Origin of the sequence: Streptomyces sp. NPDC051636, assembly GCF_044453765.1 — a bacterium.
GTDB lineage: Bacteria > Actinomycetota > Actinomycetes > Streptomycetales > Streptomycetaceae > Streptomyces.
Window position 1 is genome coordinate 65,057 of sequence record NZ_JBITDA010000030.1, and the last position, 26,525, is coordinate 91,581.

Annotated in this window: 23 protein-coding genes; 16 read left to right on the forward strand and 7 right to left on the reverse strand. The window is 70.2% G+C overall.

The window, feature by feature from the left end:
- The first annotated feature begins 9 nt into the window (after positions 1-9).
- The 12 genes from ACIBBH_RS35715 (at position 10) to ACIBBH_RS35770 (ending at position 13,907) form a co-directional block, all read left to right on the forward strand.
- Positions 10-783, forward strand: coding sequence for a thioesterase II family protein (locus ACIBBH_RS35715; RefSeq protein WP_399412002.1), 774 nt, complete (start codon positions 10-12; stop codon positions 781-783).
- Positions 780-2,150: a carotenoid oxygenase family protein gene (locus ACIBBH_RS35720; protein ID WP_399412004.1), complete on the forward strand. Its 1,371-nt coding sequence runs from the start codon at positions 780-782 to the stop codon at positions 2,148-2,150. The genes ACIBBH_RS35715 and ACIBBH_RS35720 overlap by 4 nt, the downstream gene beginning before the upstream one ends.
- A gap of 16 nt (positions 2,151-2,166) precedes the next feature.
- Positions 2,167-3,489, forward strand: a complete 1,323-nt coding sequence (locus ACIBBH_RS35725) for an aldehyde dehydrogenase family protein (RefSeq protein WP_399412005.1) — start codon at positions 2,167-2,169, stop codon at positions 3,487-3,489.
- 221 nt (positions 3,490-3,710) lie between these two features.
- Positions 3,711-4,562 (forward strand): metallophosphoesterase family protein, encoded by an 852-nt coding sequence (locus ACIBBH_RS35730; RefSeq protein WP_399412041.1) that lies wholly within the window; start codon positions 3,711-3,713, stop codon positions 4,560-4,562.
- Positions 4,559-5,236, forward strand: a complete 678-nt coding sequence (locus ACIBBH_RS35735; protein ID WP_399412007.1) for a 4'-phosphopantetheinyl transferase — start codon at positions 4,559-4,561, stop codon at positions 5,234-5,236. Before ACIBBH_RS35730 ends, ACIBBH_RS35735 begins: the two co-directional genes overlap by 4 nt.
- Before the next feature lie 127 nt (positions 5,237-5,363).
- A complete protein-coding gene (locus ACIBBH_RS35740; RefSeq protein ID WP_399412009.1) occupies positions 5,364-6,071 on the forward strand; it encodes an SDR family oxidoreductase in 708 nt (235 codons plus the stop codon).
- A gap of 34 nt (positions 6,072-6,105) precedes the next feature.
- A complete protein-coding gene (locus tag ACIBBH_RS35745; RefSeq protein WP_399412010.1) occupies positions 6,106-7,674 on the forward strand; it encodes a fatty acid--CoA ligase family protein in 1,569 nt (522 codons plus the stop codon).
- Position 7,675: 1 nt separating this feature from the next.
- Positions 7,676-10,699: an amino acid adenylation domain-containing protein gene (locus tag ACIBBH_RS35750; protein WP_399412012.1), complete on the forward strand. Its 3,024-nt coding sequence runs from the start codon at positions 7,676-7,678 to the stop codon at positions 10,697-10,699.
- Positions 10,700-10,703: 4 nt separating this feature from the next.
- Positions 10,704-11,957, forward strand: coding sequence for a cytochrome P450 (locus ACIBBH_RS35755; protein WP_399412014.1), 1,254 nt, complete (start codon positions 10,704-10,706; stop codon positions 11,955-11,957).
- Positions 11,958-11,993: 36 nt separating this feature from the next.
- The gene (locus ACIBBH_RS35760) at positions 11,994-12,194 is read left to right on the forward strand and encodes an MbtH family protein (RefSeq protein WP_362689316.1); all 201 of its coding nucleotides are present in this window, start codon (positions 11,994-11,996) and stop codon (positions 12,192-12,194) included.
- 83 nt (positions 12,195-12,277) lie between these two features.
- Positions 12,278-13,036 carry a 3-oxoacyl-ACP reductase FabG gene (gene fabG / locus ACIBBH_RS35765; RefSeq protein WP_399412016.1) on the forward strand — a complete coding sequence of 253 codons (759 nt, stop codon included), beginning with the start codon at positions 12,278-12,280 and terminating at the stop codon, positions 13,034-13,036.
- Between the two features lie 178 nt (positions 13,037-13,214).
- Entirely contained in the window at positions 13,215-13,907 is a 693-nt protein-coding gene (locus tag ACIBBH_RS35770; protein ID WP_399412018.1) for a response regulator transcription factor, read from the forward strand.
- Between the two features lie 633 nt (positions 13,908-14,540).
- On the opposite strand, the gene ACIBBH_RS35775 is transcribed toward ACIBBH_RS35770, so the two are convergent.
- Genes ACIBBH_RS35775 through ACIBBH_RS35785 form a run of 3 tightly spaced genes read right to left on the reverse strand, consistent with a single transcriptional unit; the run spans position 14,541 to position 15,728 of the window.
- Positions 14,541-14,807 (reverse strand): DUF4235 domain-containing protein, encoded by a 267-nt coding sequence (locus ACIBBH_RS35775; RefSeq protein ID WP_399412020.1) that lies wholly within the window; start codon positions 14,805-14,807, stop codon positions 14,541-14,543.
- A gap of 7 nt (positions 14,808-14,814) precedes the next feature.
- Positions 14,815-15,294, reverse strand: coding sequence for a DUF3618 domain-containing protein (locus ACIBBH_RS35780; RefSeq protein ID WP_399412022.1), 480 nt, complete (start codon positions 15,292-15,294; stop codon positions 14,815-14,817).
- Positions 15,291-15,728 (reverse strand): phage holin family protein, encoded by a 438-nt coding sequence (locus ACIBBH_RS35785; RefSeq protein WP_399412024.1) that lies wholly within the window; start codon positions 15,726-15,728, stop codon positions 15,291-15,293. The genes ACIBBH_RS35780 and ACIBBH_RS35785 overlap by 4 nt, the downstream gene beginning before the upstream one ends.
- A 165-nt stretch (positions 15,729-15,893) precedes the next feature.
- Between ACIBBH_RS35785 and ACIBBH_RS35790 the strand changes: the two genes are divergently transcribed.
- The gene (locus ACIBBH_RS35790; protein ID WP_399412026.1) at positions 15,894-16,940 is read left to right on the forward strand and encodes a YihY/virulence factor BrkB family protein; all 1,047 of its coding nucleotides are present in this window, start codon (positions 15,894-15,896) and stop codon (positions 16,938-16,940) included.
- Between the two features lie 51 nt (positions 16,941-16,991).
- On the opposite strand, the gene ACIBBH_RS35795 is transcribed toward ACIBBH_RS35790, so the two are convergent.
- Positions 16,992-17,207, reverse strand: coding sequence for a hypothetical protein (locus ACIBBH_RS35795; RefSeq protein WP_399412028.1), 216 nt, complete (start codon positions 17,205-17,207; stop codon positions 16,992-16,994).
- 170 nt (positions 17,208-17,377) lie between these two features.
- Here ACIBBH_RS35795 and ACIBBH_RS35800 point away from each other — a divergent pair, with 170 nt between their 5' ends.
- Together ACIBBH_RS35800 and ACIBBH_RS35805 are read left to right on the forward strand one after the other, a co-directional pair.
- Positions 17,378-18,367: a magnesium and cobalt transport protein CorA gene (locus ACIBBH_RS35800; protein ID WP_399412030.1), complete on the forward strand. Its 990-nt coding sequence runs from the start codon at positions 17,378-17,380 to the stop codon at positions 18,365-18,367.
- Between the two features lie 610 nt (positions 18,368-18,977).
- Positions 18,978-22,289, forward strand: a complete 3,312-nt coding sequence (locus ACIBBH_RS35805; RefSeq protein ID WP_399412043.1) for a BTAD domain-containing putative transcriptional regulator — start codon at positions 18,978-18,980, stop codon at positions 22,287-22,289.
- Between the two features lie 27 nt (positions 22,290-22,316).
- Here the strand turns inward: ACIBBH_RS35805 and ACIBBH_RS35810 are convergent, their stop codons facing one another.
- Genes ACIBBH_RS35810 through ACIBBH_RS35820 form a run of 3 tightly spaced genes read right to left on the reverse strand, consistent with a single transcriptional unit; the run spans position 22,317 to position 25,227 of the window.
- Positions 22,317-24,002: a bifunctional 3'-5' exonuclease/DNA polymerase gene (locus ACIBBH_RS35810; RefSeq protein WP_399412031.1), complete on the reverse strand. Its 1,686-nt coding sequence runs from the start codon at positions 24,000-24,002 to the stop codon at positions 22,317-22,319.
- A gap of 49 nt (positions 24,003-24,051) precedes the next feature.
- Positions 24,052-24,795 carry a Clp protease N-terminal domain-containing protein gene (locus ACIBBH_RS35815; RefSeq protein WP_399412033.1) on the reverse strand — a complete coding sequence of 248 codons (744 nt, stop codon included), beginning with the start codon at positions 24,793-24,795 and terminating at the stop codon, positions 24,052-24,054.
- Positions 24,796-24,798: 3 nt separating this feature from the next.
- On the reverse strand, positions 24,799-25,227 hold the full coding sequence (locus ACIBBH_RS35820) for a LysE family translocator (protein WP_399412035.1): 429 nt from the start codon (positions 25,225-25,227) through the stop codon (positions 24,799-24,801).
- A gap of 70 nt (positions 25,228-25,297) precedes the next feature.
- Between ACIBBH_RS35820 and ACIBBH_RS35825 the strand changes: the two genes are divergently transcribed.
- Complete coding sequence (locus ACIBBH_RS35825) at positions 25,298-26,434, forward strand: DUF2786 domain-containing protein (RefSeq protein WP_399412037.1); 1,137 nt, start codon at positions 25,298-25,300, stop codon at positions 26,432-26,434.
- Positions 26,435-26,525: the final 91 nt, after the last annotated feature.

Below are 26,525 nucleotides of genomic sequence, written 5' to 3' on the forward strand. Positions count from 1 at the left end.
CTGCCTATCATGCATTCACCGTCCGTCTGGACCGGGCAACTGCGTCCTGCGACGCACAGCCGTCTCAGGCTTGTGGCCTTCCCCCACGCCGGTGCGGGGCCGCAGACCTATGCGCGTCTGCTGTCCGGACTGCCGAGCGATGTCGAGTTGACCGGGGTCACCCTTCCCGGGCGTGAGCGTCGTGCCGGTGAGTCGCCGACCGGCCTGCTCCGCGCCGCGGTCGAGGGGATCAGCGGCGAATTGGCGGCTCTTCCGCCGCTCCCCACCCTCTACTGGGGTCACAGCATGGGCTCCCTGCTCGCCGTGACTGTCGCGGCACACTGCCCCGGCTCGTGCGACGCCCTCGTCCTGACGGCCGGGATCCCGGGTCCCGACGCACTCGACTTCGCGGTTCCTCTGGACACACCGGAAGGGCTGGAGCTGATGTTCACCCGGCACCGGCTGCCGCTACGGGCCCTGGACATCGGCAGCGGTCACTCCCGGGCTGAGTATGTGCTGGCCCACGACCTGGTGCTGGCCCGGAGTGCCCTCCTAGGGCTGGACGGTATCCGGCTCGACCTGCCGCTGACTGCCTACGCCGGTGCCGATGACCCGCTGGTTCCCGCGTCCACGCTGCCGGGGTGGCGAGACTTCACCACTGGTCGGTTTCGCTCCAGGACCCAGGCCGGTGGCCACTTCTTCCCCTTCCTCCCGTCCAACGGGCGTGCACTCCTGGCCGATATTGCCGACCAGCTGGAGTTCTGCGCCGTGGCCGGGGATACGACGAGAGGAGTTGTCCGGTGAGCACCAAGGCCCCCTATCAGGGAGCTTTTACTCCGGTGAGCGAGGAGGTCACCGCTTTCGATCTGCCAGTGACCGGACGGATCCCGGATGAACTTCAAGGTCGCTACCTGCGCATCGGTCCCAATCCGCTGCGCCTGGACGATCCGCGCCTCAACCTGTTCCTCGGGGAAGGCATGGTTCACGGGGTGCGGCTGCGGGACGGCCGGGCCGAGTGGTACCGGAACAGGTGGGTCCGATCCGCCGCCGTGGCAAGGGGCTTCGGGGAGAAGGTGCGCCGAGGCTCGCGCTTCGCGGGATCGGACTTCGCCCCCAACACCCATGTGATCGGGCACGCCGGACGGATCCTCACCCTGGTCGAGAACGGCTTCCGGCCGTACGAACTGACCGAGGACCTTGACACCGTTGGCCCGTGCGACTTCCGCGGCACGCTCCCGGCGGGCTATTCGGCCCATCCCAAGCTCGACCCGCAGACCGGCGAACTCCATGCCGTCGCCTATGCGACGCGTGCGGAGTTCGTGCAGTACTCGGTGCTTTCTCCCGCCGGCATGGTCACCCGGATCGTGAACATCCCCGCGCCGCACCGCCCGGTGATGCACGACTTCGCGCTCACCGGCAAGTACGTCGTCCTCTATGACCTGCCGGTGGTAAACAGCCTGGTCGCCGCGGCGTCCGGTGAACCCCTGGTGTACGACTGGCGGGAGAGCCGGGGAGCCAGGATCGGGCTCCTGCCGAGGCACGGGACGGAGGTGCGCTGGTTCGAGATCGCCCCGTGCTGGGTCTTCCACACCCTGAACGCCTATGACGACGGCGACCGTGTGATTGTCGACGTCATTCGCTACCCCCGCATGTACACGGGTCTCCGGTTGGACGGCAACTCCCTGCCCACACTCGATCGCTGGGTCATCGACACCGTGAGCGGCAAGGTCACCGAGACCCGCCTGGACGACCGCGCCCAGGAGTTCCCCGGCGTCAACCCGGCTGCGGTTTCGGCACCTCACCGCTTCGGCTACGCGGCTGTGGTTCCCGACATGCATTCCTACTTCGGTCCCGACAACGACTTGGCGGGCCTGCCTGATCAGGCGTACGGCGATGCGCTGCTCAAGCATGACTTCTCCGCCGGAACCACCGCGGTCCGTTCCCTGGGCCGCGGCCACTACACCGGTGAGCCGGTCTTCGTCCCCGGCGCGTCAGCAGGTGCGGAGGACGAGGGGTACCTGCTCGCCTATGTCCACGACCCCGACCGCGGCGCCAGTGATCTCGTCATCCTGTCCGCACAGGACTTCACGGGTGAGCCCCTGGCCACCGTGCACCTGCCCGCCCGAGTGCCGCTCGGATTCCACGGGAGCTGGATCGCTGACCCGGCCTGACCGAACGGAAGGTCCCTTGACACCCACCTCTGCTCCGGAGCAGTCCGAGGAAATCGTCGCTCGTCTCCGCGCCGCCTGTCGCACCGGCCGCTACCGTTCACTGGAGTGGCGGACCGAGCAGCTCACGCGGCTACGGGCCCTGTTGCGCGACCACGTCGAGGATTTCGCCGCGGCCCTCCACACCGACCTGCGCAAGAGCCGGACCGAGGCGTACGCGGCTGAGATCGGGTTCACGATCCGCGAGATCGACCACATCCTGGTGAACCTGGCGGAGTGGCTGCGGCCGGTGCCGGTGGCCGTGACCGGGTGCCCTCCCGGCTCGACGGCTCACCTCCAGTACGACCCGCTGGGAGTGGTGCTGGTGATGGCACCGTGGAACTATCCGGTGCAGCTGCTGCTCGTCCCGGTCGCGGGGGCGCTGGCCGCCGGCAATGCGGTGGTGGCCAAGCCCAGCGAGGTGGCGCCCGCCTGCTCTGCGCTCCTGGCCCGGTTGATTCCGCGGTACCTGGACACCGATGCGGTCGCCGTGGTGGAGGGGGGAGTCGCGGAGGCCACTGCCCTGCTGGCCCAACGCTTCGACCACGTCTTCTACACCGGGAACGGCGTGGTCGGACGGATCGTCATGCGTGCCGCAGCCGAGCATCTGACCCCGGTGACGCTGGAACTGGGCGGTAAGTCCCCGGTGTTCGTTGACCGTGGGACGAGTCTCGCAGACACGGCGGCACGGTTGGCTCGGGCCAAGTTCGCCAACGCGGGCCAGACCTGCGTTGCTCCCGACTATGTGCTGACCGACCCTGAGACGGCGCGGGCGCTGGAGGTTGAGCTTGCCCGGTCGCTCGAGAAGCTGTTCGGAACCGAGCCGCAGGCCTCGCGGGGGTACGGACGGATCATCAATGCGCGGCACTTCGACCGCATCGTCCGCCTTCTCGACTCCGGCCGGATCGTCGTCGGCGGCAGTCACGATCGGGAGAGCCGCTACATCGCGCCGACGGTGCTGGCCGAGGTGCGGGCCGATTCGCCGGTGATGCAGGAGGAGATCTTCGGTCCGGTCCTGCCGATCGTCGAGGTATCCGGGGTGGACGAGGCGATCACCTTCATCAACGAGCGGGACAAGCCGCTGGCGGTGTACGGCTTCACGGCGTCTACGGAGATCCGGCGCCGGCTGGCCGAGGAGACGGCCTCGGGCAGTCTCGTGCTCGGCCTGCCGATGGCGCAGGTCCTGGACCCCGGACTGCCGTTCGGCGGGGTGGGGCAGAGCGGGATGGGCAGCTACCGGGGCGCGCACTCTCTTGCCGCCTTCAGCCATCGCAAGACCGTGCTCGATGTGCCGGAACGCTAAGGCGACTTAGCGGGCTGCTAGAACTGAGCTGCTTGTTCGCCGCGTTACCGATCCCTACGATCGAAGTTATGCAATATCGGTGAGTGCGTCGAAGCGGACTGCGTCGGTGAACTGACCTCGCTGGTCCGCCTGCGGGATTCGGTGTTGCCCGCCAATATTCGCTGCTCCCGCGATGAATCGCATGTCCGGCGAAGCGTTCGAAGGGGGCAGGGCTTGTGAGAATGCAGGGCAGCCTGGTGGCGATCAGCGATTTGCATGTCCGCTACGAGGACAACAGGAGAGTCGTCGAGACGCTGCGCCCCGAGTCGGATCACGACTGGCTGCTGGTCGCCGGGGATGTCGGTGACACCGTCGCGGATATCGAATGGGCGCTGTCGCTGCTGGCCGACCGCTTCGAGAAGGTGGTCTGGGTACCGGGCAACCACGAGCTGTGGACCCCGCCCGACGACCCGGTGCAGCTGCGCGGTGAGGCCCGCTACCGCTACCTCGTGGAGCTGTGCCGAAGGCTCGGCGTCGTCACTCCTGAGGATCCGTACCCGCTCTGGGAGGGCATGGGCGGTCCAGCCGTGATCGCACCGCTCTTCGTCCTCTACGACTACAGCTTCTGGCCTGTCGGCGCCCGCGACGCGCAGGAGGCGCTCGCCCTCGCCGAGAACGCCGGGGTGATCTGCACCGACGAGTTCATGCTGCACCCCGACCCGTATCCGAGCCGGACCGCCTGGTGCCGTGCGCGCGTCGAGATCACCGAGGCGCGGCTGGCCGCTGTGGACAAGGCACTGCCGACTGTATTGGTCAACCACTTCCCCCTGGTGCGTCGGCCCACCAGGGTGCTCCGCCATCCGGAGTTCGCGCTCTGGTGCGGCACCGAGGCCACCGCGGACTGGCACCGCAGATTCCGCGCGGCAGCCGTCGTCTACGGGCATTTGCACATCCCTTCCCTCATCCATGAGGACGGGGTGCCGCACCGCGAGGTCTCACTCGGGTACCCCCGTGAGTGGCAGCCCCGCTCCACGGCGCCGGGCCGACTGGTCCGGATCCTTCCCGAGGCGGCGGCGGTGCGGAGGCGCGGATGATCGAGCAGCTACTGGCACCGCCGGTCGTGGCTGTCCAGGCCTTCACCGACCCGGTAGATCCGCCCATGCTCTTCGCCGAGGAGCGGGCCCTGATCGCGCGGGCGGTGGACAGCCGGCGAAGGGAGTTCGGCACGGTGCGGGCGTGTGCCCGCACAGCTCTGTCCGGACTCGAAATCGCTCCCGTGCCGATCCTCCCCGGACCACAAGGCGCGCCGGCCTGGCCCGACGGCGTCGTCGGCTCAATGACCCACTGCGCGGGCTACCGGGCCGCCGCCGTCGCGCGCGCCACCGACCTGCTGACAATCGGCCTCGACGCCGAGCCCCACCAGCCGCTGCCCGGCAGTGAACTGGACATCGTCGCGCTTCCCGAGGAGCGGACCCGACTGTCCGACCTTGCGGCCCGGAGGCCGGAGATCTGCTGGGACCGGCTGCTGTTCAGCGCCAAGGAGAGCGTGTACAAGGCATGGTTCCCGCTCACCAACCGGTGGCTGGATCTCGAGGAAGCCTCGGTCACCATCGATCCGGATGCCGGAACATTCCGGGCCCGGCTGCTGGTCGCCGGCCCCGTCATCGCCGGGGCTCCACTGCCGGGGTTCGACGGGCGCTGGCTGGTCCGGAACGGGCTCGTCCTCACGGCGATCACCATGGCCACCGGTAGCACAGCAGAGATTTAGCGAAAGCTTAGTCGCTGGGCGCTTGAGTTCTCCTCGATTTTCGAAGAGGCTTCTTGCAGGGTGCGCCGAACCTTATTTTAAAAGTCGTCGCATAATAGACGGCAGTAAATTCAAGGAGGATCGGCACGTGGCTCCTGTCGCGATTGTTGCCGGCGAAAACCGGGTTTCGAATGCTGCCGTCTCTATGCAATTGGCGGAGCTTGGCTGGGACGTTGCGATACTCTGTAGGGACAGCACCGCCGGTGCGGAGACCGTCAATCGAATACGGGAGAGCGGACGACAGGCGCTTGCCGTCGAGACCGATATCGCTGACTCCGTTTCGGTCGATGCCGCCCTCGGCCGGGTGTGCGCCGAACTGGGTGATCCGAATGTTCTGGTGAACAATGTCGCCGTCACCGTCCGCGATTCGCTGAGCCGGATTTCCGATGATGACTGGCGCGCGGTGGCCGGCCGCCCCCTTCGAGGACTCTTCGTCGCCAGCCGGTCGGTGATCGATCCGATGATCAGGCAGGGGTGGGGGCGCATCATCAACATCGCGCACTTGCCCGCTTCTGTGGCAAGCGGGCCGCACGACCACTCGACCGTGCTGTCCGGCCTCGAAGGGTTCACCAGGACGATCGCGCTGGAGCTGCGGGCGTTCGGGATCACGGTGAACGCCATCGCGCCCGCACCTCCCGCTGCGGACATCCGGGCTGGTGCCGGCCCACGAATCGCCGATGCGGCCGGGGCGCGGTACGCGGCGCAGATCGCTGCGGCAGTGCCGTTCCTGGTCAGCGGTGGGGCGTCATCGGTGACCGGTCAGGTCGTCCATGTGGGCGACGAGGAAATGGTCTGACCCTGGCCCCGTCAGCTGGATTGGAGAATGTGTTTTGCAAGGCAACGAGCATTATGTCCGTCAGATCCTGAACGCCTTCCGGGCCAACCCCTCCGGCGTACCGCTTGTCCACCGCGACGTGCCCACGACGGCCGGTGACCTGGCCGACTCGGTCACGTCGGCAGCCGCGGTGATGCGCGCGCACGGTGTCGGGGTGGGAAGCGTGGTCGGCATTCTGACCGATCCCAACACCCCTGCGACCTTGGTGTCGCGCTACGCGGCGAATCTGCTCGGCGCCACCGTGGTCCACCTTGCCGGTGTCAACGCGGTCAACCCTGCCGACCAGCTCTCGATGGACTCGCAGGGCGGCATCGTAGCCGAGGCAGCGCCAGCGATGATCACGGTGGACGAAGCCAATCTCGGCCGCGCCCAGGCGATTTGCGGAACGATGACGGACCGCCCCCTGCTCGCCGGGTTCGGTGACCTGGGTAGCGACGTCGTTGACCTGACGGCCCTGCCTGCGGATGCCTTCCGGCCGGACATGGCGCGCAGCGGTGACATCGCCGTGGTCACCTACTCCAGCGGCTCGACCGGCCGGCCCAAGGGAGCGAGCTGGTCGTTCAGGGTGAAGAACGAGATGGTCACGGCGTCCGCCCTCCGGGGGCAGAAGGCGACCAGCCTGATCACCGCACCCTTGACCCACTCCAGCGGCTTTGCCGCCGACGATGTGATGGTTCCCAACGGCACGGTCGTGCTGCTGCCCGGCTTCGACGCGGCAGAGGTCCTGCGGACGGTGGCCCTGCACCAGGTCAACCGACTGGTGCTGTCCGCTCCGCAGCTGTACGCGCTGGCCGACCACCCGGACACGGCGCAGGCCGATCTGTCGAGTGTGCGCGACTTCTTCTACACCGGCCTGCCCGCCTCGCCCGAGCGACTGGCGGTGGCCGCGAAGGTCTTCGGGCCGGTGCTCATGCAGGTCTACGGCACGATCGAGACCAACATGATCAGCTGGCTCCTGCCGCACGAGCACGGAGATGACGCCCTGCGCGCGACGGTGGGGCGTCCGCTCGAATGGCTGCAGGTGACCATCCGCGATCCGCAGGACGACCGGGTGCTGCCGCCCGGCGAGTCCGGCGAGGTATGCGTCAACTCGCCCTGGTCGATGGACCATTACTGGAACGATCCCGATCAGACCGCGCGCACTGTGCGAGACGGATGGATCCACACGGGGGACATCGGGCATCTCGACGACGCGGGCTACCTCCACCTGCACGGCCGGATCGCGGATGTGATCAAGGCGAACGGAATCAAGATCTATCCCGCCTCGGTCGAGCGTGCACTGCTGGAGCACCCCGCTGTCGCGGAGGCGGCGGTGTTCGGGGCGGAGAACGCTGACCGCCTTGAGTACGTCTGCGCCACAGTCGTCCTGCGGGAGGGCAGGGAGGTTGCTCCCGACGAACTCCGGAAGCACGTCGAGAGCCTTCTCAGCGCCAATCACGCTCCGACCGACATCGAGCTGCGGAAGAGCCTGCCGCTCATCGGCCTCGGAAAACCGGACAAGTTGCGGCTCCGTGCGGATGCCTTGGCGCGTCTCGCGGCCACCCACGGCGAAGAAGAGTCCTGAGATGACGGAGAACAACATGGCCATGTCGCCCGGCAGTGTGGTGTCGTTGGTCGATATCGAGGGCTCTGTCGATGCAGCAGCGCTCGCCGCCGCCGCCGTTGTCCTGGCGAAGCGTCACCCCGGTTCTGCCGCAGGACTGTCCTGGTGTGCTGTCGACCTGAGCGAGCTCGACGAGGAACGGCGCCGAGCCGAGCTTGAGCGGCTCGCGTCGGAGGAGGAGCAGGAGGTAGCAGTCGCCGGAGTCCCGCTCCGCCTGACGTTGGTGCGGCTGGGAGCCACCACCCATCGGCTCCGTATGACCAGTGATCGTGCGGTGCTCGATGCCCGATCCCATCGCATGCTCCTCGGTGAACTCCTCGACTGGTACGTCAAGCCCCCCGAGGTGGCCGACCTGCCCGTGCCGACGTCCACTGACGACTATGACGCATGGCTGGCCGGGCGGGACCGTGCCGCTGCCGAACACGCCTGGCACAAGAGGCTCGTTGAAGCGGACGAACCCACCCTGGTGGCGCCGGTGGTCCCTGCCGGGAAGCCGATGCCTTTGGAGCGAGTCGTCTGCGAACTCCCGGCCGAGTTCGGAGCCCGCGTACTCACCCGGGCGCGTGCCCATCAGCTGTCGCTCGCCACGGTGGTCCAGGGTGCGTGGGGACTGCTGCTGGGCTGGTTGACCAACCGTCGAGCGGTCGTCTTCGGTGGCATCCACGCGGACCCGCCGAGGTTCCCCGGCATCGAGTCGATGGTGGGCGGTTTCTCCGACGTCCTGCCGGTGCCGGTGCGGTGGAGTGCGGCCGAGCCGCTCGTGGAGGTGCTGTCCCGGTTGGAGCGGGAGCAGGCGCGGATCGCCGAACACGCGCCCCTCCGCGCGGCGGAGATCGATGCCCTCGCCGACCGGCAGAGGCTCTTCGACACGGTCGTGGTGCTTGAGGACGCGGATACCGATCCGGCCCGGTACCTCGGCGCCCTCCCTGAGCTGCGCATCGTCTCGGTGGAGCAGCACGAGGACTTCGGCGCCGCACTCGCCCTGGTCGTACGGCGCAGCGATGAGGGGCTGCGGCTGGTGCTGGACTTCCGGCCGGATCTGTTCGCCCGTGCCGAAGCCGAGCGGGTGCTGGACGTGCTGTGCCGGATCTTCGACGCGATCGCCGACGAGCCCGAGCAGCCCGTCGGCCGGGTGCGGATGCTCGACGGCGACGAGCGCCACAGGATCCTGCTCGACTCGGACAGCACCGATCAGAGCGTGTCTGCCGTCACCCTGGCGGACCTGGTGGAGCGCAGGGTCGAGCGCAGCCCGGGCAACACCGTGCTGGTCTCCAGCAGTGAGACCCTCTCGTACGACGAGCTGAACCGTCGCGCCAATAGGCTGGCGCGGCTGCTGGCCGCCCGAGGTGCCGGACCGGAACAGCTGGTGGCCCTGGCCCTTCCCCGCTCGATCGATATGGTGGTCGCGATACTGGCGGTGGCCAAGACGGGCGCAGGCTTCCTGCCGATCGACCCCGGCTACCCCGCTGATCGCGTCGCCTACATGGTGGCCGATGCCGACCCCGTGCTGCTGTGCACCAACCGGGCGGCGGCGGCCGGGCTGCCGCAGGAGCCTCAGCACATCGTGCTGGACGATGCGGCCGTCGTCGCCGAGACGGAGCGGCTGTCCGATGCGAACCTCGGGGATGGCGACGGCAGGGGCCCGCTGTCGACCGCAGGACTCGCCTACGTCATCTACACCTCCGGATCCACCGGGAAGCCGAAGGGTGTCGCGGTCACCCACGGCGGTCTCGCCAACCTCGCGGCGGCCAAGGTCGAGCGGATGGACGTCGATCAGGAGAGCAGAATTCTGCAGTTCGCCTCTCCGAGCTTCGACGCCTTCCTGACGGAACTTCTCGCGACCATCGACGCCGGGGCCACCCTGGTCATTCCGCCTGCCGCCATTCTGGCCGGCGACACCTTGTCCGACGTCCTCATCAGCCGGCGAATCACCCACGCGGTCCTTCCGCCGGTGGCTGCGGCGAGCGTGTCCCCCGAGGCACTGCCGGATCTGCGGTCCCTCGTGCTCGCCGGCGAAGCCGCATCCGCCGACCTCATCGGGCGCTGGGCGACCGGCCGTCGAGTGATCAATGCCTATGGTCCGACGGAGGCGACCGTCTGTGCCACGATGAGCGAGCCGCTGTCCGCCGCGGCAACGCCGCCGATCGGCGGGCCCATCGCCGGCGCGGCGTGCTATGTACTCGACCAGGCACTACGCCCGGTGCCTGCGGGAGTGCCCGGCGAACTGTACGTTGCCGGTGCCGGACTCGCACGCGGCTACCTCGGGCGTCCGGCACTGACCGCCGAGCGGTTTGTCGCCAACCCGTTCGCCGCTGACGGCTCCCGCATGTACCGGACGGGTGACGTGGTGTCCTGGCGGCCGGACGGGGCCCTCGACTTCCTCGGCCGCGCCGACGAGCAGGTGAAACTGCGTGGGTTCCGGATCGAACTCGGGGAGGTGGAGGCCGCCCTTGCCGCGCACCCCGCAGTCGACCGGGCTGTCGCAGCGATCCGTGAGGACCGGGCCGGCGCACGGCAGATCGTGGCCTATCTGATCCCCTGCGGTGCCATACCGACCACGGCGGAGCTTCGCCGGCACGCCGGACGTTTCCTACCCGACTACATGGTTCCGGGCGCTTACGTCCTGATCGACTCACTTCCGCTGACGCCGAGCGGCAAGCTCGACCGTCGGGCACTGCCGGCGCCGACGATCGAGCCCGAGTCGACCGGGCGGGCTCCCGTCTCCCCGCAGGAGAAGGCACTGAGCGAGATCTTCGGCGAAGTGCTCGGCGTGCCCCCGGTGGATGCCGACAAGAACTTCTTTGAGCTCGGCGGCAACAGCATGGTGGCCATCGCCGTGATCCAGAAGGCGCGGAAGGCCGGTCTGGCAATCTCGCCGAAGGATCTCGTCATGAACCCGACTGTCGAAGCGCTTGCCGCAGTAGCGGGCAGTGTCGACCGAGTACCGGCACGCGCGGCAGCTCTGACGGACGGAAATGGAAGGTAAGACGATGACCGCACTACCGGTAGTCCCGCCGCACGAGCTCGAGAACATCGATCTGGCAGATCCCAGGCTGCACGCGGAGAACGATCTCAGTGAGGTGTGGCGCCACCTGAGGGAGGAGCGCCCGTTCTACTGGCAGCGCCCGCGTGGTTCGCAACCCGGTTTCTGGGCGGTCACGCGCCACGCCGACGCCACAACCGTGTACAAGGACCGGGAGAACTTCACCGCCGAGAAGGGCAACGTCCTGCCGATGTTGGTCGCCGGCGGCGACTCGGCCGCTCGTACGATGCTGGCGGTGACCGACGGCGTCCGGCACACGCAGATGCGCGCGATCCTGACGAGGGCGTTCTCTCCGCGGATGCTGATGAAGATCAAGGACACCCTGACGAGGACGGTCGACCAACTCCTGGCCGATGCGGCAGCCGGCGGGGACTGCGACTTCGCGACCGATGTGTCGGGCAACGTCCCGCTCGCGGCGATCTGCGACCTGCTCGCCATTCCGGAGGCGGACCGGAAGTATCTGCTCAACCTCACTGGCCACGTCCTGAGTTCGGACTACGCCGACGCTCCGCCGGAGGAGGGCGCGGTAGCCAAGAACGAGATCCTTCTGTACTTCGCCGACTTGGCAGACACTCGCCGGGGCAGCGACGAGACGGATGTGGTGAGCCTGCTGGCCAACAGCACGATCGATGGCAAGCCGCTCAACGCTGCCGAGCTCATGGCCAACTGCTACGGGCTGATCATCGGAGGGGACGAGACCGGCCGCCACGCGATCACCGGCGGGCTGCTCGCGCTGATGGAGCACCGGGATCAGTGGCAGGCGCTCAAGCGGGGGGAGGTGGATCTGAAGACCGCCACGGAAGAGGTCCTGCGGTGGACCGTGCCGCCTCTGCACGGTGGCCGCTGCGCCACCGCGGATACCGTGGTGAACGGCGAGCAGCTCATCAAGGCCGGCGAGATCGTCAGTGTCTGGTTCGCCTCGGCCAACCGGGACGAGCGGACCTTCGCGGACCCGGACAGGTTCGACCTGAACCGCACGCCCAACAAGCACCTGACGTTCGCCACCGGCTCGCACTACTGCCTCGGCCACTTCCTCGCCCGTATGGAGGTCGAGGCGGTGCTGGACGGATTGCGCCGCACCGTCTCCGACTTCGAGCAGACGGCGCCCGAAAAGTGGATCTATTCGAGCGTCCTGCAAGGAATGAGTTCCTTGCCGGTCTCCCTCAAGGCCGATGGCAGCCACATGCCGCAGACGGCCTGACGGTCCCTCAAGAACCTCTGCGGAAAGGTATAGGTCATGGCCAACCCGTTCGACGATGAAGACGGCAGCTATCTGGTGCTGCGCAACGACGAGGAGCAGTTCTCGCTCTGGCCCGAATTCGCTGACGTGCCGACCGGATGGCGGGTCGTGCTGGGGCCGGACAATCGCTCGGCATGCCTCACGCACATCGAATCCCAATGGACCGACCTGCGTCCGAAGAGTCTGCTCCGCCCGTAGCAGGGTCACCGGTCCGGACAGTGTCCAGATCCAGCCAGTCGCCACCGACAGCCACCGACAGCCCCGCAGAGGAAGGACCGCGCATGGGCCTCGCCGCCGACACAGTCGCCATCGTCACCGGAGCGGGACGGGGTATCGGCGCAGCCACGGCCGAACGCCTCGCCCTCGAGGGTGCCGCCGTCGCCGTCATCGAACAGTCCGAGGCGGACACCGCTGCCACCGTCTCGTCGATTCGCGCGGCTGGCGGCCGGTGCGTCGGTATCGGTTGCGACGTCACGGCCACCGACCAGGTGGAGGCGGCGATCGACCGCACGGCCGAGGAGTTCGGCCGCCTGGACATCCTGGTCAACAACGCCGGGGTCACCCGGGACAACCTGGTCTTCATGATGAGCGATGAGGACTGGGACACCGTCATCGACGTGCATCTGCACGGCGCCGTCCGGACGGCCCGCGCAGCACAGCGGCACATGGTGCGTCAGGGCTCGGGGCGGATTGTGAACCTGAGCTCCATCGCGGCGTTGGGCAACCCCGGTCAGGCCAACTATGCGACCGCCAAGGCCGCCGTCCAGGGACTCACCCGCACCCTGGCGGTCGAACTCGGTCCGCACGGGATCACGGTCAACGCGGTGGCCCCCGGCTTCATCGCCACCGCGATGACCGACGACACGGCCCGCCGACTGGGCTCCGACCCGGTGCAGTTGCGGGAGAAGGTGGCATCGAGGGTGCCGCTGCGCAGGGTTGGTTCACCGTCGGACATCGCCGGCGTGGTGGCATTCCTGGCAAGTGCGGACGCGGCGTACCTGACCGGCCAGACCATCTACGTGGACGGAGGGCCGCAGTAACGTCGATTGGCTGATTATCGACCATGACCGATACCGGCCAAGATCAATTTTCTTGACACCAAAAATATCCTCTGTAGACTAGGCAGAGTTAGTGCTTCTGGCTAATTGACGACGGAGTGTTTGGTCCGCTAAAGGGCGAAGCTACGGCGTGACCAGATAGCGGGGGATTGTGACACAGGTGCTGATTGTTGCCGACGATCTGGAATTTGTCGGAGAGCTTGCGGAAGGACTGGGGAACAAGGGATTTCAGGTCCAGCGGGAAAGCGGTATCCGTCCGGCACTGGAAAAGAGCAGGAGGGTCGATGCGGTACTGCTCGATCTCACGCTCTCGGATATCGACGGATTTGAGGCGTGCCGGGCCCTCCGTGCCACCTCTCACGTGCCAGTAATTGTCATGGGCCTGCAAGATGACGAATTCGACCAGGTGCTGAGTTTCAAGCTGGGAGCCGACGACTACGTCGTGCGGCCCTGCAGCCTGCGCAAACTGGCTGCCCGGATAGAGGCGGTGCACCGGCGCGCCCGGAATTCCTGGGGCCTCCGGGCCGCGCCGGATAGCGAGGTCCACGAGTTCGGCCCGGTCCGCATCGATATGCACCGCCGAATGGTGCTGAGAGGCGGCCGCGAGGTCATGCTGACACGCAAGGAGTTCGACGTCCTGGCTTTGCTGGCGAAGAATCCGGGCCGGGTGTGCACACGCGAGCAGATCATGAGCGAGGTCTGGGGCCACGACGGCGCGGGGGACACGCGGACGCTCGGCGTCCACATGACGGGGCTTCGCAAGAAGCTGAGGATGCCGATGCTCATCGAAACTGTGCGTGGGGTCGGTTTCCGACTGGCTCTCCACAGGGCGTCGGAGGAAGAGGCGGCCTGATTGGGGCTGTCCTGCGCGACGGTCGCTGCGCCCGAACGGTGAATGAATCTCCTGATACCGCACCTGATGGCAATGGCGCCATCAGCTGTGCAGGTAATGACTGTTTGCCATAATCTAGTGGAAATTAGAGCTGCTTGTGCTCTGCGGTAACTCCTAAGAAGCTGTTGCGTAATGCCCGGTGAACTGAGTCTCGGCTGGACCGACGACAACGGGGAGTTGCATGCTGAGCCGCAGTGTTCGGTGTAGCGCCCTGGTGACGGGGCGGCTCGCGCGAAACTGGCCGAGCCGGTGGCGCATGGTGTCCGGTTCGGCGTGGGCCAGGTCGTGCAGGGCGAGGAGGCTGACCCAGCAGTCCGGGTCGCTGCCGACACACGTGCTCTGATCGGGCGGAACGGCACCGCGTGGCACGGCGAGGCACGAGGCAGCATGATCGCTCATGGTCTCGTAACGCGTAGGTCTCCGGCTCCGAATCCCGAAAGCGGCTCTCTGAGAAGCCCAGGTCAAACACTGTTGACCTGGGCTTCCCTTGTTCTGGGGTACTGCTGCGACCTGAGCCGTCCCGGACGGGTACGGCGGGGCGGGGTGCAACGGGGCGCCGGTATCGGTGCGGACACCGGCGTTCCCCCCAGGCGGTCAGCCGGGCCAGGTGCCGGTCAGGCCGCGGACGGCGGTGGCGCCGGCGCGGTCGACGGCGGCTTTCACCGCGGCGAAGATCGCGCCCTGGAGGGTGGCGGCGAGCAGCACCTCGCCCCAGTCGCGGTCCTCGTCGGTGGCGTCGGGCGCGTCCTCGTCGTGGCCGAGCGTCTTCCACGCCTGCTTGAACAGTCCGCCGGCGAGCATGCCGCTGACGGCTCCCAGCGCCAGCCCGACCGGCTTGTAGGCGACTTTCGAAGCCTTCACGTACCTCTCAACCCTTCCTGCGGCGACCCACCAGCCACAGCACGGCGACACCGGCGACGACCAGCAGTGCGGTGCGGTTGTCACGCGCCACCCGGGCCGACCGGGCAGCCGTCTGCCGCACCGGCTCGGGTGCCTTCTCCTGCAACACACGGCCGGCCTGCGCCGTCTTCGTGTGGACCTGCTCAGCAGCCTTGGCCGCCTTGTCCTTGACCGGGTCGGGCAGCTTGTCCTGCACCCGGGAGGCGGCGTCGGCGACCTTGTCCTGCACCTGGGAGGCGGCGTCGGCGGCCTTGGCCTTGAGCTCCCCGGCCTTCACCGCGGCCTGCTGCCTGACCTCGGCCGCCTTTTCCCTGGCGCGCGCCTTGGCATCCGTCCTGGCCGCGAGGGCCTCGACGGTGTCACCCAGTTCGTGCCGGGTCTGTTCCACCTGCTCGCGCAGTTCCTCGGGGCTCTCGGCGGTGGGCTCGTCGTGGGGCGGCTGGGTCATCGGTGCGCACTCTCCTTGATCTCGGCCACGTCTTCCTTCACGCTCTCCATCGCTTGCTCAGGTGCGGGCGGCGCCGCCTCGCTGATCTCCTTCTTGCCCGTCAGGGCAAGAACCGCGGTGACCACGCCCAGTACGGCGGTGACGATCAGTGCCGCGGCCCACACGGGCAGCGCCACGGCCACGGCCGCGATCACCGTGGCCACCAGCGCCTGAAGGGTCAGGAAGCCGACCACCCCGGCGCCGCCGAACAGCCCACCGCCCTTGCCGAACCGCTTGCCCTTCTGCTTCATCTCCGACTGCGCCAGCCGCAGCTCGCCGCGCACCAGATCCGTCAGCTGCTGCGACGCCCGCTGCACCAGCTCGCTCACCGGCTCCGACCCGGAGGCCCGAGTCCCGCGGTCCGGGCCGGCCCCTGACAGGGTTCCGTCCGGCATGCCTGTCACCTCCCCGTCTCGTCCTCGGCCGGCGGCGCACTGCGCCCCGACCTGTTGTCGAGCCCGCGAGTACCCGCAACGGGTTAGTTCAGGGCAGGCGAAGCAACCGGATTCACTTTTCCGGCGATCACGAGCGTGTCCCCTGCAGAGGGGTACTCGGCCGGCATGGTTCGGATACCGCTACTAGGACACAAACATCACGAGCCCCGTCAAGGTGACGCCGGGCAGCGCTACGGCCCCGATGAGCAGGTGGAGCGGCGGGCCCCGGACGGTCCGACCGATCTGCCGAAACAGTCGTGGGGCGCGGTGCTCAGGGGCAGCCTGCGGGAGTTCAAGGACGACGAGCTCACCGACCGGGCCGCCGCGCTCACCTACTACGGGATCCTGGCGCTCTTCCCCGCGCTGCTGGTCCTGGTCTCCCTGCTGGGCATCACCGGCAAGTCCACCACGGACAAACTGCTGAGCAACATCAAGCAGCTCGCACCCGGCTCGGCGCGCGACATCATCACCCGGGCCGTGGAGCAGCTGCAGGGCAACGGCGGCACCGGCTCGATCCTGGCGATCGTCGGCCTGGCGCTGGCGGTGTGGTCGGCATCCGGGTATGTGGCGGCGTTCATCCGCACCGCGAACGCCGTCTACGACGTGCCCGAGGGCCGGCCGGTGTGGAAGATCCTCCCCGTGCGGATCGGGGTGACGGTCGTACTGATGGTGCTGGCCGTGATCAGCGCGCTGATCGTGGTCTTCACCGGCGGCCTGGCCCGCCAGGCCGGCACCGCCCTCGGGATCGGGGACAGTGCGCTGACCGTGTGGTCGATCGCCAAGTGGCCGGTCCTGGTCGTCCTGGTCACGATCATGATCGCGATCCTGTACTGGGCCACCCCGAACGCCAGGGTGAAGGGGTTCAGGTGGATCACCCCGGGCAGCTTCCTCGCCCTGGTGATCTGGATGATCGCCTCCGCCGGGTTCGCGCTCTACGTCGCCAACTTCGCCTCGTACAACAAGACCTACGGCACCATGGCCGGCGTCATCGTCTTCCTCGTCTGGCTGTGGATCACCAACCTGGCCATCCTCCTCGGCCTGGAGTTCGACGCGGAGACCGTACGCCAGCGGGCCATCGCCGGAGGCCATCCGCCGGAGGCCGAGCCGTACGCGGAGCCGCGCGACACCCGGAAGTGGGATGAGCGGGACCGGCGCCGCATGGGCGAAACCTGACGACACGGACCCTGGTGGGCTCGCGCCCCCGGTTTCGACGACACACGGCGCTCACGCCGCGTCAGTGAGACCCCGCCGCCCGGACTCGCTGCGGTGCGCCGGTGCGCGAGGGCCCGGGGACGGAACGAGGGACAGATGGCGCCTGCTCCGGGCGTGACGCGCGGGCCGTACGGGCGCGGGCTGCCGGAACAGCCACTCCTCATAGCGGCCCAGGGCGAGGAGCAGGCACATCAGTCCCGGGGGCAGCAGGATGGCGGTGAAGACCACGACGGCTCCCTGGTGAAGGCGGATGCTGCCGTTCGGGTAGCCCCTACCGGTCGGACGGAAAGGGCCGTGGCGTGAAGGATGTGTGACCATCGCGTGCGGGCGGCGTCCCGCCCTTCTGCTCGGCCGCGGGTCGAAGGCATGCAATCGCCGCGCCGGTGCAGGTGTGAGGGATGAGGTGTCTTATCTACCGTGAGCCGCCGGGCTCGCCGCAGCAGGTGGACTGCCGTCAGGCCGACGGCGGCCGTGCGGCGGTGCTGGAGAGCCTGAAGCGTGTGGGAGAGCGGGAGTTCTGCTGGGTGCACCTGGACGACCCGGCGCCAGGCGATCTGGAGGAACTGGCAGGCCCGCTGGGACTGCATCCGCTGGCGGTGGAGGATGCCGTCCAGGCGCATCAACGTCCCAAGCGGGAACGGTACGGGGATGTGCTCGCGGTGGCGTTGAAGACGCTGTGGTACATCGAGGACGGCTGCGAGGTGGAGACCGGGGAGGTGATGGTCTTCACCGGTCCCCGGTTCGTCCTGACCGTCGGCCACGGCTCGGTCGACCCGACCACCGAGGCGGTCCGGCGGCTGGGGGAGAACCCGCAGACGCTGCGGTTCGGGCCCGTGGCCGTGCTGCACGCCGTCCTGGACACGGTGGTCGACTCCTACACCGAGGCCGCCGCCCAGGTGCGTGCCGACCTGACCGCGTTGGAGCGACGCGTGTTCTCCCCGGACCGTGAGGACCTGACCGAGGAGATCTACTCGCTCAAACGCGAGGTCCTGGAATTCCGCGACGCGGTGCAGCCCCTGGTCCCGGTGGCGCAGGACTTCGCCGGCTCTCAGGCGGGCTGGCCCGAGGGGGCAATGCCGTACTTCCGTGACGTCGCCGACCACCTGCACCGTACCGACACCGAGGTGCGCTCGCTGGACGAGCTGCTCAACTCCGCCCTCGACGCCCATCTCGCGCGGCTCGGGACCTGGCAGAACGACGACATGCGCCGTATCTCCGCCTGGGCCGCCATCCTGGCCACCCCGACCCTCGTCGCCGGGATCTACGGCATGAACTTCGCGCACATGCCGGAGCTGAGCTGGGTCTACGGATACCCGCTCGCCGTCACCGTGATGATCACCGCCGCGACCCTGCTGCACCGTGCCTTCCGCCGCAACGGCTGGCTGTGAACGCCCGGCGGCCGGACACGTCGGTGACGTCACCGGGGACGGGCTGCGGGAGGTCTTCCTGCCGTGGGATCGTGGACGTGACCGTGAAGTCGTCTTCGGGCGACGGAGGGTGAGTTCGGGTTCGTGCGGGATCTTCCAACGCGCATCAAGCGCACGCCGTGCCGCATCGGACCGGCGGCTGACCCGGCGCGGGCGCCCGCCCGTCATCCGACGCCGAGAAGCAAGCGGGACAAGGGCCCCGGTCGTTCACCTCCGCCGACCGAGGCCCTCTTTGCGTCCCCGGATCCAGCCTGCGGCGACACTCCCCCGAGTTACGCGTCGTACGCGCGTCGTCGGGCCGGATCCGATGGAACGATCACATCAGGACACACCAACGGATCGCTAACATATGGCCAATGGTTCTTTCGGGGGCCGCCGACCGGGTGGCGTGAAGTCGCCGGGGTGACGACGGCAGTAGGCCGGAACCGTAACGGATTCCGGCTGCGAGCGACAGACGTAAGGTGGCGGGAAACCACTTGGTACAGGGCGGAAATCCGCCACGGACGGCGGGCGCACGCCCGCCGCGGAGCACGGTCGGCCATGACCGTGGGGGAAGGCAGTGAACGGCGCGATGCGGCGGTACGAGCTGCGGTTCGGACTGCTGGGACCACCCGTCCTGTACGACCGTCCGCTGTACGGGATTTCGGACAACGCCGACGGTGACGCCGAGGACCCGGTCATCCACGACGCCCGCACGCGCGACACCGGCGACCGCAGCGGTCGCGCCCCCTCGGTCCGGGCGATCGGCAGCCCCAAGGTGCGCGCCCTGCTCGCCGCGCTGCTGCTGGAGGCCGGCCGGGTCGTGTCCGTCGACTCCCTCAAGGACGCGCTGTGGGGCGGGACCCCGCCCGCGTCCGCGCAGGCCTCGCTGCACAACCACGTCACCCGGCTGCGCCGGCTCCTCGACGAACCCGAGCGCCTCAAAGCCGTACCGCCCGGATATCTGCTGCGGGTCGGCGAAGGCGAGTTGGACGTGCACGTCTTCGACGCGCGGGTCGCCGAGGCGCGGGCCGCGCACGGGCGCCGGGACTGGGCGGGCGTGCTGCGCGCCTGCACGGCCGCGCTCGCGCTGTGGCGGGGGGCGCCGCTGAGCGGGCTGCCCGCCGAACTCGGCGGATACGCCTTCGCCCAGCGCCTGGAGGAGGCCCGGCTGCTCCTGCTGGAGTGGCGGTACGACGCCGAGCTGGCCCTCGGCGGGCCTCGGCTGGCCGCGCTGGTGCCGGAGTTGGCCGCCCTCGTGGCCGACCATCCGCTGCGCGAGGCCTTCCACCGCCAGCTCATGCTCGCCCTGCACCGCACCGGCCGCCGGGCCGAGGCCCTCGCCGTCCACCGCGACCTGCGCACCCGCCTGGTCGAGGAACTCGGCATCGAACCCGGCCCGGCCGTGCGCACGGCCCACGTCGAGGTGCTGCGGGCGCGAGCCGGGGACCCGGCCGGTGCCTTCTGGAGCGGCGCGGGGGAGGGACCGAACGGGGGTGCGCGGGACAGCTCGTACGACGGTCCGCACGACCGCCCGTACGAGGGCCATCTGTCCCTCGGGGACGGCCCGTTCGCGGACGGCGACCGGCACAAGGCCCGTCCGGACGCCGAGCGGGCGGGCGCCGAGCGGACAGCCGCGCACGCGCGCCGGTCCGACGAGTCGCCGCCCCGGGAGGACGGCGCGGCTCCGTCGCACGACCCCGCGTCTACGCGCGAGGACGCCGCTCCGGCTCCCCAGCCCCCCCGGCCCGCCCAACTACCGCCGCCTCCCGCCCACTTCACCGGCCGCCAGGCCGTACTCCACGACCTGCGCCGCGCCCTCGACCGGCCCGGTGCGCAGGACACCGACGCCCAGACCCCGGTCGTCGCCGTCATCAGCGGCATGGCCGGCGTCGGCAAGAGCGCCCTCGCCCTGCACGTGGCGCACGAGCTGAGGGAACGCTTCCCCGATGGGCAGCTGTACGTCAACCTGCACGGCGCCACCCCCGGCATGTCCCCGATGGCCTCCGCCCAGGCCCTCGGCGCCCTGCTGCGCGACCTCGGCACCGAAGCCCGCAGCACCCCCGAACACCCGGACGCGGCCGCCGCGTTGCTGCGCTCCCTGCTCGCGCCGACCCGCACGCTGATGGTGCTGGACGACGCCGCGAACGCCGCGCAGATACGGCCCCTGCTGCCGGCCGGCCCCGGCTGCGCGGTGATCGTCACCAGCCGCTCGCCGCTGGCCGCCCTCGACGGCGCCCGCCGCTTCCCGCTCGGTCCGCTGACCGGCGAGGACAGCGCGGCGCTGCTGCGCACGGTCTCCGGCCGCACCGGGCTCGACGCCGGGCACCCCCTCGTCGAGCTCACCGGCCGCCTCCCGCTCGCCCTGCGGGTGGTCGCCGCCCGGCTCGCCGCGCGTCGCGCCCTCACCCCGGACGTGCTCGCCGGTCAACTGGCCGCCACCGAAGGCCGTCTGCACCACCTGGAGTACGACGACCTGAGCGTCCGCCGCTCCCTGGCCGTCGCGCACGACGCGCTCGCCGCCTCCGTCCGCGAGGCCGACCGGGACGCGGCCCGCGCCCTGCGCCGCATCGGCGCCCTCGACCTGCCCGCGTACGGCGCGGCCCTGATCGCCCGCCTCACCGGCACCGACGAACGCCGGGCCGAGGCCGCGCTGGACCGCCTGGTCGACGTCGCCCTCCTGGAGGAGACGGCGTACGGCCGCTACGCACCCCACGACCTGGTCCGCGACTTCGCCCGCGAACTCACCGCCCCCGGCGAGGACACCGCCGCCGCCACCACCGCCCTGCGCTGGTACGCCGCCGTCGCCGAGCGCACTCTCACCGCGATCGTCGAACCCGGCCTCGACCAGGACGACCGCCGCCGCCCGACCGCCGCCCAGCCCCCCGCGCACGCGGCGGAGGTCAGGGCCGTACCGCCCTTCGGCTCCACCGAGGAGGCCTTCGCCTGGGGCGATGTCGAGCTGGAGAACGTCGTCGCCCTGGCCGAACGGTACGCCGAGACGCCCGACGACCGGCAGGCCGCCCACCTCTCCGCCCTCGTCCGGCTCTTCTTCCCCTACCTCCAGCGCAGAGGGCGCGTCGCCGAGATGGAGGTGCTCGGCCGGGCCGCACTCGGTGCCGCGCGGCGGCTCGGCGACGAGGCGGCCGAGGCGTACGCGCTCGGCGACCTCGCGGGGCTGCACTTCCTGACCGGCCGCCAGAACGACGCCCTCGCCCTCACCGACCAGGCCCTGACGATCTGGCGGCGGCTCGGCACGGTCTCCTGGATCCGGCGCTGCCTCAACAACCGGGGGCTGCTGCTGGAGGGCCTCGGCCGGTACGCGGAGTCCGGGGACGCGCTGCGGCAGAGCCTGGAGTACTCGAGGCAGCTCAACGACCCCCACGGCGAGGCCGTCACCTACAGCCACCTCGGCAACCTGTACGAGCACACCGACCCGCGCGCCGCCATCGAGCAGCACCGGCGCTCGCTGGCGATCGGGGACGCCATCGGCGCTGTCATCGTGCAGCACTCCGCGCACTGCAACATCGGCTACGCCCACCTCACCCTGGGCGAACCGGCCGCCGCCGCCGTGCACTTCGAGGAGAGCCTGCGCATCCTCGGCGGCCACGGCGACTGGCACGGCGAGTCCCAGACCCGGCTCGGCCTGGTCCGCGCCCTGCGGCAGCTGGGCCGCGCCGAACACGCCGAGCGGGAATGCGCCGAGCTGCTCGGCCGCGCCGACGCCCGCGCCGACCGCTACGTGGGCGGTCTCGCCCGCCACCAGCAAGGACTCCTGCTGCGCGAGCGCGGGCGGGGGGAGGAGGCGTACGAGGTGTGGCACGAGGCGCTCGCCGCGCTGGACGGCACGGACGAGCAGGCGGTCGTGGCGGAGCTGCGGGAACTGCTCGCGGGAGCCCGCTGACCGCGCGGCTGATGACCGTACGGCTGATCACTTGGCGTCGGCATAGCACTCCACCACCGCCGTCGTGAACGGAAACCGCACCGGCGTCTCGCCGAAGGTCAGCCGCCCCGCCAGGCCGGCCGCCTCCCGGATCGCCGCCACCACCGCCTCGGCCTCCTCCTCGGGACAGTGCACGATCACCTCGTCGTGCTGGAAGAAGACCAGCTCGGCCGCCATGTCCGCGCAGGCCCGCCGGAGCGCCGCGAGCATCAGCAGGGCCCAGTCGGCGGCGCTGCCCTGCACGACGAAGTTGCGGGCGAAGCGGCCCCGGGCGCGGGCGTTGGTGGAGGCGTGACCGGGGACCCAGTGCCGGCCGTCGGTCTCCTCGTCCCCGACCGGGATGCCCGCCTCCTCCACGCCGTCGTCCCCCGCCCCCGCCGCGGGCGGGCAGGTCCGCCCCAGCCAGGTGCGTACCAGCCGCCCCTCCTCGCCGGCCCGTGCCGCCTCGTCGACGTAGGCCACCGCCTTGGGGAAGCGGCGTCTGAGCGCGGCGAGGTTCTTCAGGCCGTCGCCGGAGGTCTGGCCGTAGACCGCGCCGAGCACGGCGAGCTTGGCCTGGGCGCGGTCGCCGGAGAAGGCCCGGTCGGAGACGGACTGGTACAGGTCGCTCTCCCGGCCGGCCACCTCCATCAGCCCGGGGTCGCGGGAGATCGCCGCCAGCACCCGCGGCTCCATCTGATCGGCGTCGGCGACCACCAGCCGCCAGCCGGGGTCGGCGACCACGGCCCGCCGGATCACCTTGGGGATCTGCAGCGCACCCCCGCCGTTGGTGACCCAGCGTCCGGTGACCGTGCCGCCCGCGAGGAACTCCGGCCGGAACCGCCCGTCGCGGACCCAGTCCTGCAGCCAGGACCAGCCGTGCGCGACCCAGATGCGGTACAGCTTCTTGTACTCCAGCAGGGGCTTCACCGCCGGGTGGTCGAGGGAGGCGATCTCCCAGCGGCGGGTGGACTTCACGTTGATCCCGGCCTGCGCGAACGCCCGGACCACGTCGGCGGGCAGGTCGGGCCGCACCCGGCGGCCGAACGCGGCGGACACCTCGTCCGCGAGCTCGGCCAGGCGGCGGGGCTCGCCCCCGCCCGCGTACCGCTCGCCGAGCAGGTCGCGCAGCAGCTCGCGGTGCACCTCCGCGCTCCACGGCAGACCCGCCCGGTTCATCTCCGCGGCCACCAGCATCCCCGCCGACTCGGCCGCCGTCAGCAGCCGCATCCGGTCGGGGTGCGCGGCCCGGTCGTGCCGCCGCTGCTGCTCGGCGTAGACCGCGAGGAGGTCCTCGAGCGGCAGGCGGGCGCCCTGCGGCTCGAACAGCGGGGACTGCGCGCCCGGTTCGGCGGCGCGCTGCGGCGGATCGGGCGGTACGGGGCCGCCCCGGAGGCGGGCCAGGGCGGCGGCGGCCGAACGCGGCTCGCCGTACCGCCCCTCGTGGCCCAGCAGGAGTGTCTCGGCGTCCTCGATGTCGTAACACCGCTCCACTCGCACCCCCGTGGCGAGCAGACGCGGGTAGACCTCGGCGGTCGACCGCCACACCCAGCGCGTCACCTCCGGACGGCTCCGCACCGCCCCGGCGAGATCCGGCTCCCGCCGCACCGGCCCGGTGGGCAGCCCGTCCGGACCGAGGGGGGCGAGCTGGACGCCACCGTCCTCGGCCGGGGCGAGCGCCCAGCGGTCGGTCATGGTCGCGAGTGTGGCAGGCGGGTCTGACAATGGGCTGTGACCTGCGGTTTCAGCTCTCCGGTTCGCTCTGCTCCGTCCCGAGCACGAGCAGCGACAGCACCTTGGCGATGTACCGCTCGGTCCTGGTCTTGTCGATGCCGAGGCCGCTGAGGACGCCCTCGCCGTTCTCGTACTCCAGCAGGGCCAGCAGCAGGTGTTCGGTGCCGATGTAGTTGTGGCCGAGGCGGAGTGCCTCGCGGAAGGTGAGCTCCAGGGGCTTCTTGGCGGCGGCGCCGTACGGGACGAGCTCGGGCGCCTGGTCCGCGGCCGGGGGCAGCGCGGCGGTCGCCGCCTCGCGGACGGCGTCGAAGGAGACGCCCTGGTCGGCGATGGCCTTCGCGGCCAGGCCCTCGGGCTCCGCGAGCAGGCCCAGGACGAGGTGCTCGGGCAGCACCTCGCTGTTGCGGGCGTCCTTGGCCGCTTTGTGCGCGGCCATGACCACGTTCCGCGCGCGCGGGGTGTAACGGCTGAAGCCCTGGCCGGGGTCGAGGTCGGCCGACTCCCTGGGCACGAAGCGCTTCTGCGCCGCCTGCCGGGTGACGCCCATGCTCTTGCCGATATCCGTCCAGGACGCGCCGGAGCGCCGGGCCTGGTCGACGAAGTGACCGATCAGGTGGTCGGCGACGTCGTCCAGGTGGTCGGCGGCGATCACCGCGTCCTGGAGCTGGTCCAGGGGTTCGGTGTGGACCTTCTTGATGGCCTCGATGAGGTCGTCGAGACGTACGGAAGCCGTGCCGGGTGAGTTCGTCGTCATGCGTCAACCGTAGGTTGACGCACCGGCGCTCGTCAACCCGAAGTTGACAGTCGTCGGAGCCGTTGCTCGGGCGCCGCCGCCGCCGACCGCACCGCCAGCCCAGAACACCGTCCCGCTGAAGAGGTCCAGCCCCCGCGCCACCCTTCGGCTGCGCCGCAGCGGCGTGGCGAACCCTCCGGGCAGCAGCCCGACCGAGTCGTCCACCATCAGGCCCATCGCCGTGATCGTGACACCGAGGACGAGGAACTGTTCCCGTACGTGACCCAGGTCGGAGTTCACGAACTCCGGCAGGAAGGAGACGTTGAAGGGGATCACCTTCGGGTTGAGCAGGTTGGTCACCGACTTCGGGAGGGCGCGGGCGTCCGCCCGGACGTCCCCTGCCCGGCGGCCGACGCCCTGGACGGCGCGCCGGACCTGGCGCGAGCCTGACAAGCCCCCGAGGGTTGTCCACAGGCTGTGGACAACCGCGGCCCGCTCCGGCGGCCCATGGCACGATCGACGGGTGAGCAGCGAAACCAGCACCGTCGAGCGAGCCTTCCAGGCCGCCCTGTACGACGACTCCGACCCCGGCCTGGACACGGGCGCGTCCCTCCTCGCGGCCGATCCCGGGGCGGACGCCGAACTGGCCCGGCGCGGGGAGGAGTTCGTCGAGACGGCCTGGCGTCGCGGCTGGCAGCCCGCCGACCTCGTACGGCTGGTGCGGCGCGACCTGGACGACCCGCACGTGGCCCTGGCGGCGGCGCTGATCCGCGCGCAGGCGCCACGGGACCGGCCGCGCGGCCGGCGCTGGGCCGCGCAGCTCGACGCCCTCCCGGACGGCCCCGCGCGCGGCACCGACCGCTTCTCGCACGCCACCACCGCCCTCGAGCTCTACCGGCTGCTGCTGCGCCTGCCCGCCCTCGAACCCCTGGAGGAGCCCCGCCGGGAGCAGCACCGGCCCGCCTCCCGCATGCTCACCCGGATCCGCGCGCTGCTCGCCAAGGCCGAGGCGACCGGGTATCCCGAGGAGGCGGAGGCGCTGAGCGCCAAGGCGCAGGAGCTGATGGCCCGGCACAGCATCGACGAGGCGCTGCTGGCGGCCGGGGCGCCCTCGGCGGACGCGCCCGGCGCCTGCCGGATCGGCGTCGAGCCGCCGTACGAGCAGGCCAAGGCGGTCCTGCTCGACGCGGTCGCCACCGCCAACCACTGCCGCGCGGTGTGGAACGAACCGCTCGGCTTCTCCACGGTCGTCGGCTTCGAGCCCGACCTGGAGGCCGTCGAACTGCTCTACACCTCGCTTCTCGTGCAGGCCACGCACGCGATGACGAAGGCCGAGGCGGCCCAGAGAGCCGGCGGCCGGAAGCGCACGAAGACCTTCCGGCAGTCCTTCCTCGCGGCCTACGCCCACCGCGTCGGCGAGCGCCTCACGGCCGCCGCCGAGACCCAGGTCACCCAGGACCTGCTCCCCGTCCTGGCCACCCGTGAGACAGCGGTCACCGACCGCCTGGAGAACCTGTTCCCGCAGACCAGCACGACCCGCCTGCGCGGGGTGAGCGATGCGGCAGGCTGGACGGAGGGCGCCCGGGCGGCGGACCGGGCGCAGGTCAGGGCCCGCCCTCCGGGCGGACAACGGGAATGTGACGTCAGGCCTCAGTCCTAGGCAGTTTCGTTTGGATCAGTCGGTCGTTGGTCCGGGTGTGCCGTTGACTGATGCGCAGTGGGCGCGGATCGAGCCGTTGCTCCCGGACCGG

Coding starts and splice junctions, on each gene's coding strand:
- ACIBBH_RS35735 (WP_399412007.1), top strand. CDS start 4,559: ATGATCGAGCAGCTACTGGCACCGCCGGTCGTGGCTGTCCAGGCCTTC.
- ACIBBH_RS35730 (WP_399412041.1), top strand. CDS start 3,711: ATGCAGGGCAGCCTGGTGGCGATCAGCGATTTGCATGTCCGCTACGAG.
- ACIBBH_RS35785 (WP_399412024.1), bottom strand. CDS start 15,728: ATGCCGGACGGAACCCTGTCAGGGGCCGGCCCGGACCGCGGGACTCGG.
- ACIBBH_RS35760 (WP_362689316.1), top strand. CDS start 11,994: ATGGCCAACCCGTTCGACGATGAAGACGGCAGCTATCTGGTGCTGCGC.
- ACIBBH_RS35750 (WP_399412012.1), top strand. CDS start 7,676: ATGACGGAGAACAACATGGCCATGTCGCCCGGCAGTGTGGTGTCGTTG.
- ACIBBH_RS35715 (WP_399412002.1), top strand. CDS start 10: ATGCATTCACCGTCCGTCTGGACCGGGCAACTGCGTCCTGCGACGCAC.
- ACIBBH_RS35810 (WP_399412031.1), bottom strand. CDS start 24,002: ATGACCGACCGCTGGGCGCTCGCCCCGGCCGAGGACGGTGGCGTCCAG.
- ACIBBH_RS35800 (WP_399412030.1), top strand. CDS start 17,378: ATGAGGTGTCTTATCTACCGTGAGCCGCCGGGCTCGCCGCAGCAGGTG.
- fabG (WP_399412016.1), top strand. CDS start 12,278: ATGGGCCTCGCCGCCGACACAGTCGCCATCGTCACCGGAGCGGGACGG.
- ACIBBH_RS35805 (WP_399412043.1), top strand. CDS start 18,978: ATGCGGCGGTACGAGCTGCGGTTCGGACTGCTGGGACCACCCGTCCTG.
- ACIBBH_RS35790 (WP_399412026.1), top strand. CDS start 15,894: ATGGTTCGGATACCGCTACTAGGACACAAACATCACGAGCCCCGTCAA.
- ACIBBH_RS35780 (WP_399412022.1), bottom strand. CDS start 15,294: ATGACCCAGCCGCCCCACGACGAGCCCACCGCCGAGAGCCCCGAGGAA.
- ACIBBH_RS35815 (WP_399412033.1), bottom strand. CDS start 24,795: ATGACGACGAACTCACCCGGCACGGCTTCCGTACGTCTCGACGACCTC.
- ACIBBH_RS35755 (WP_399412014.1), top strand. CDS start 10,704: ATGACCGCACTACCGGTAGTCCCGCCGCACGAGCTCGAGAACATCGAT.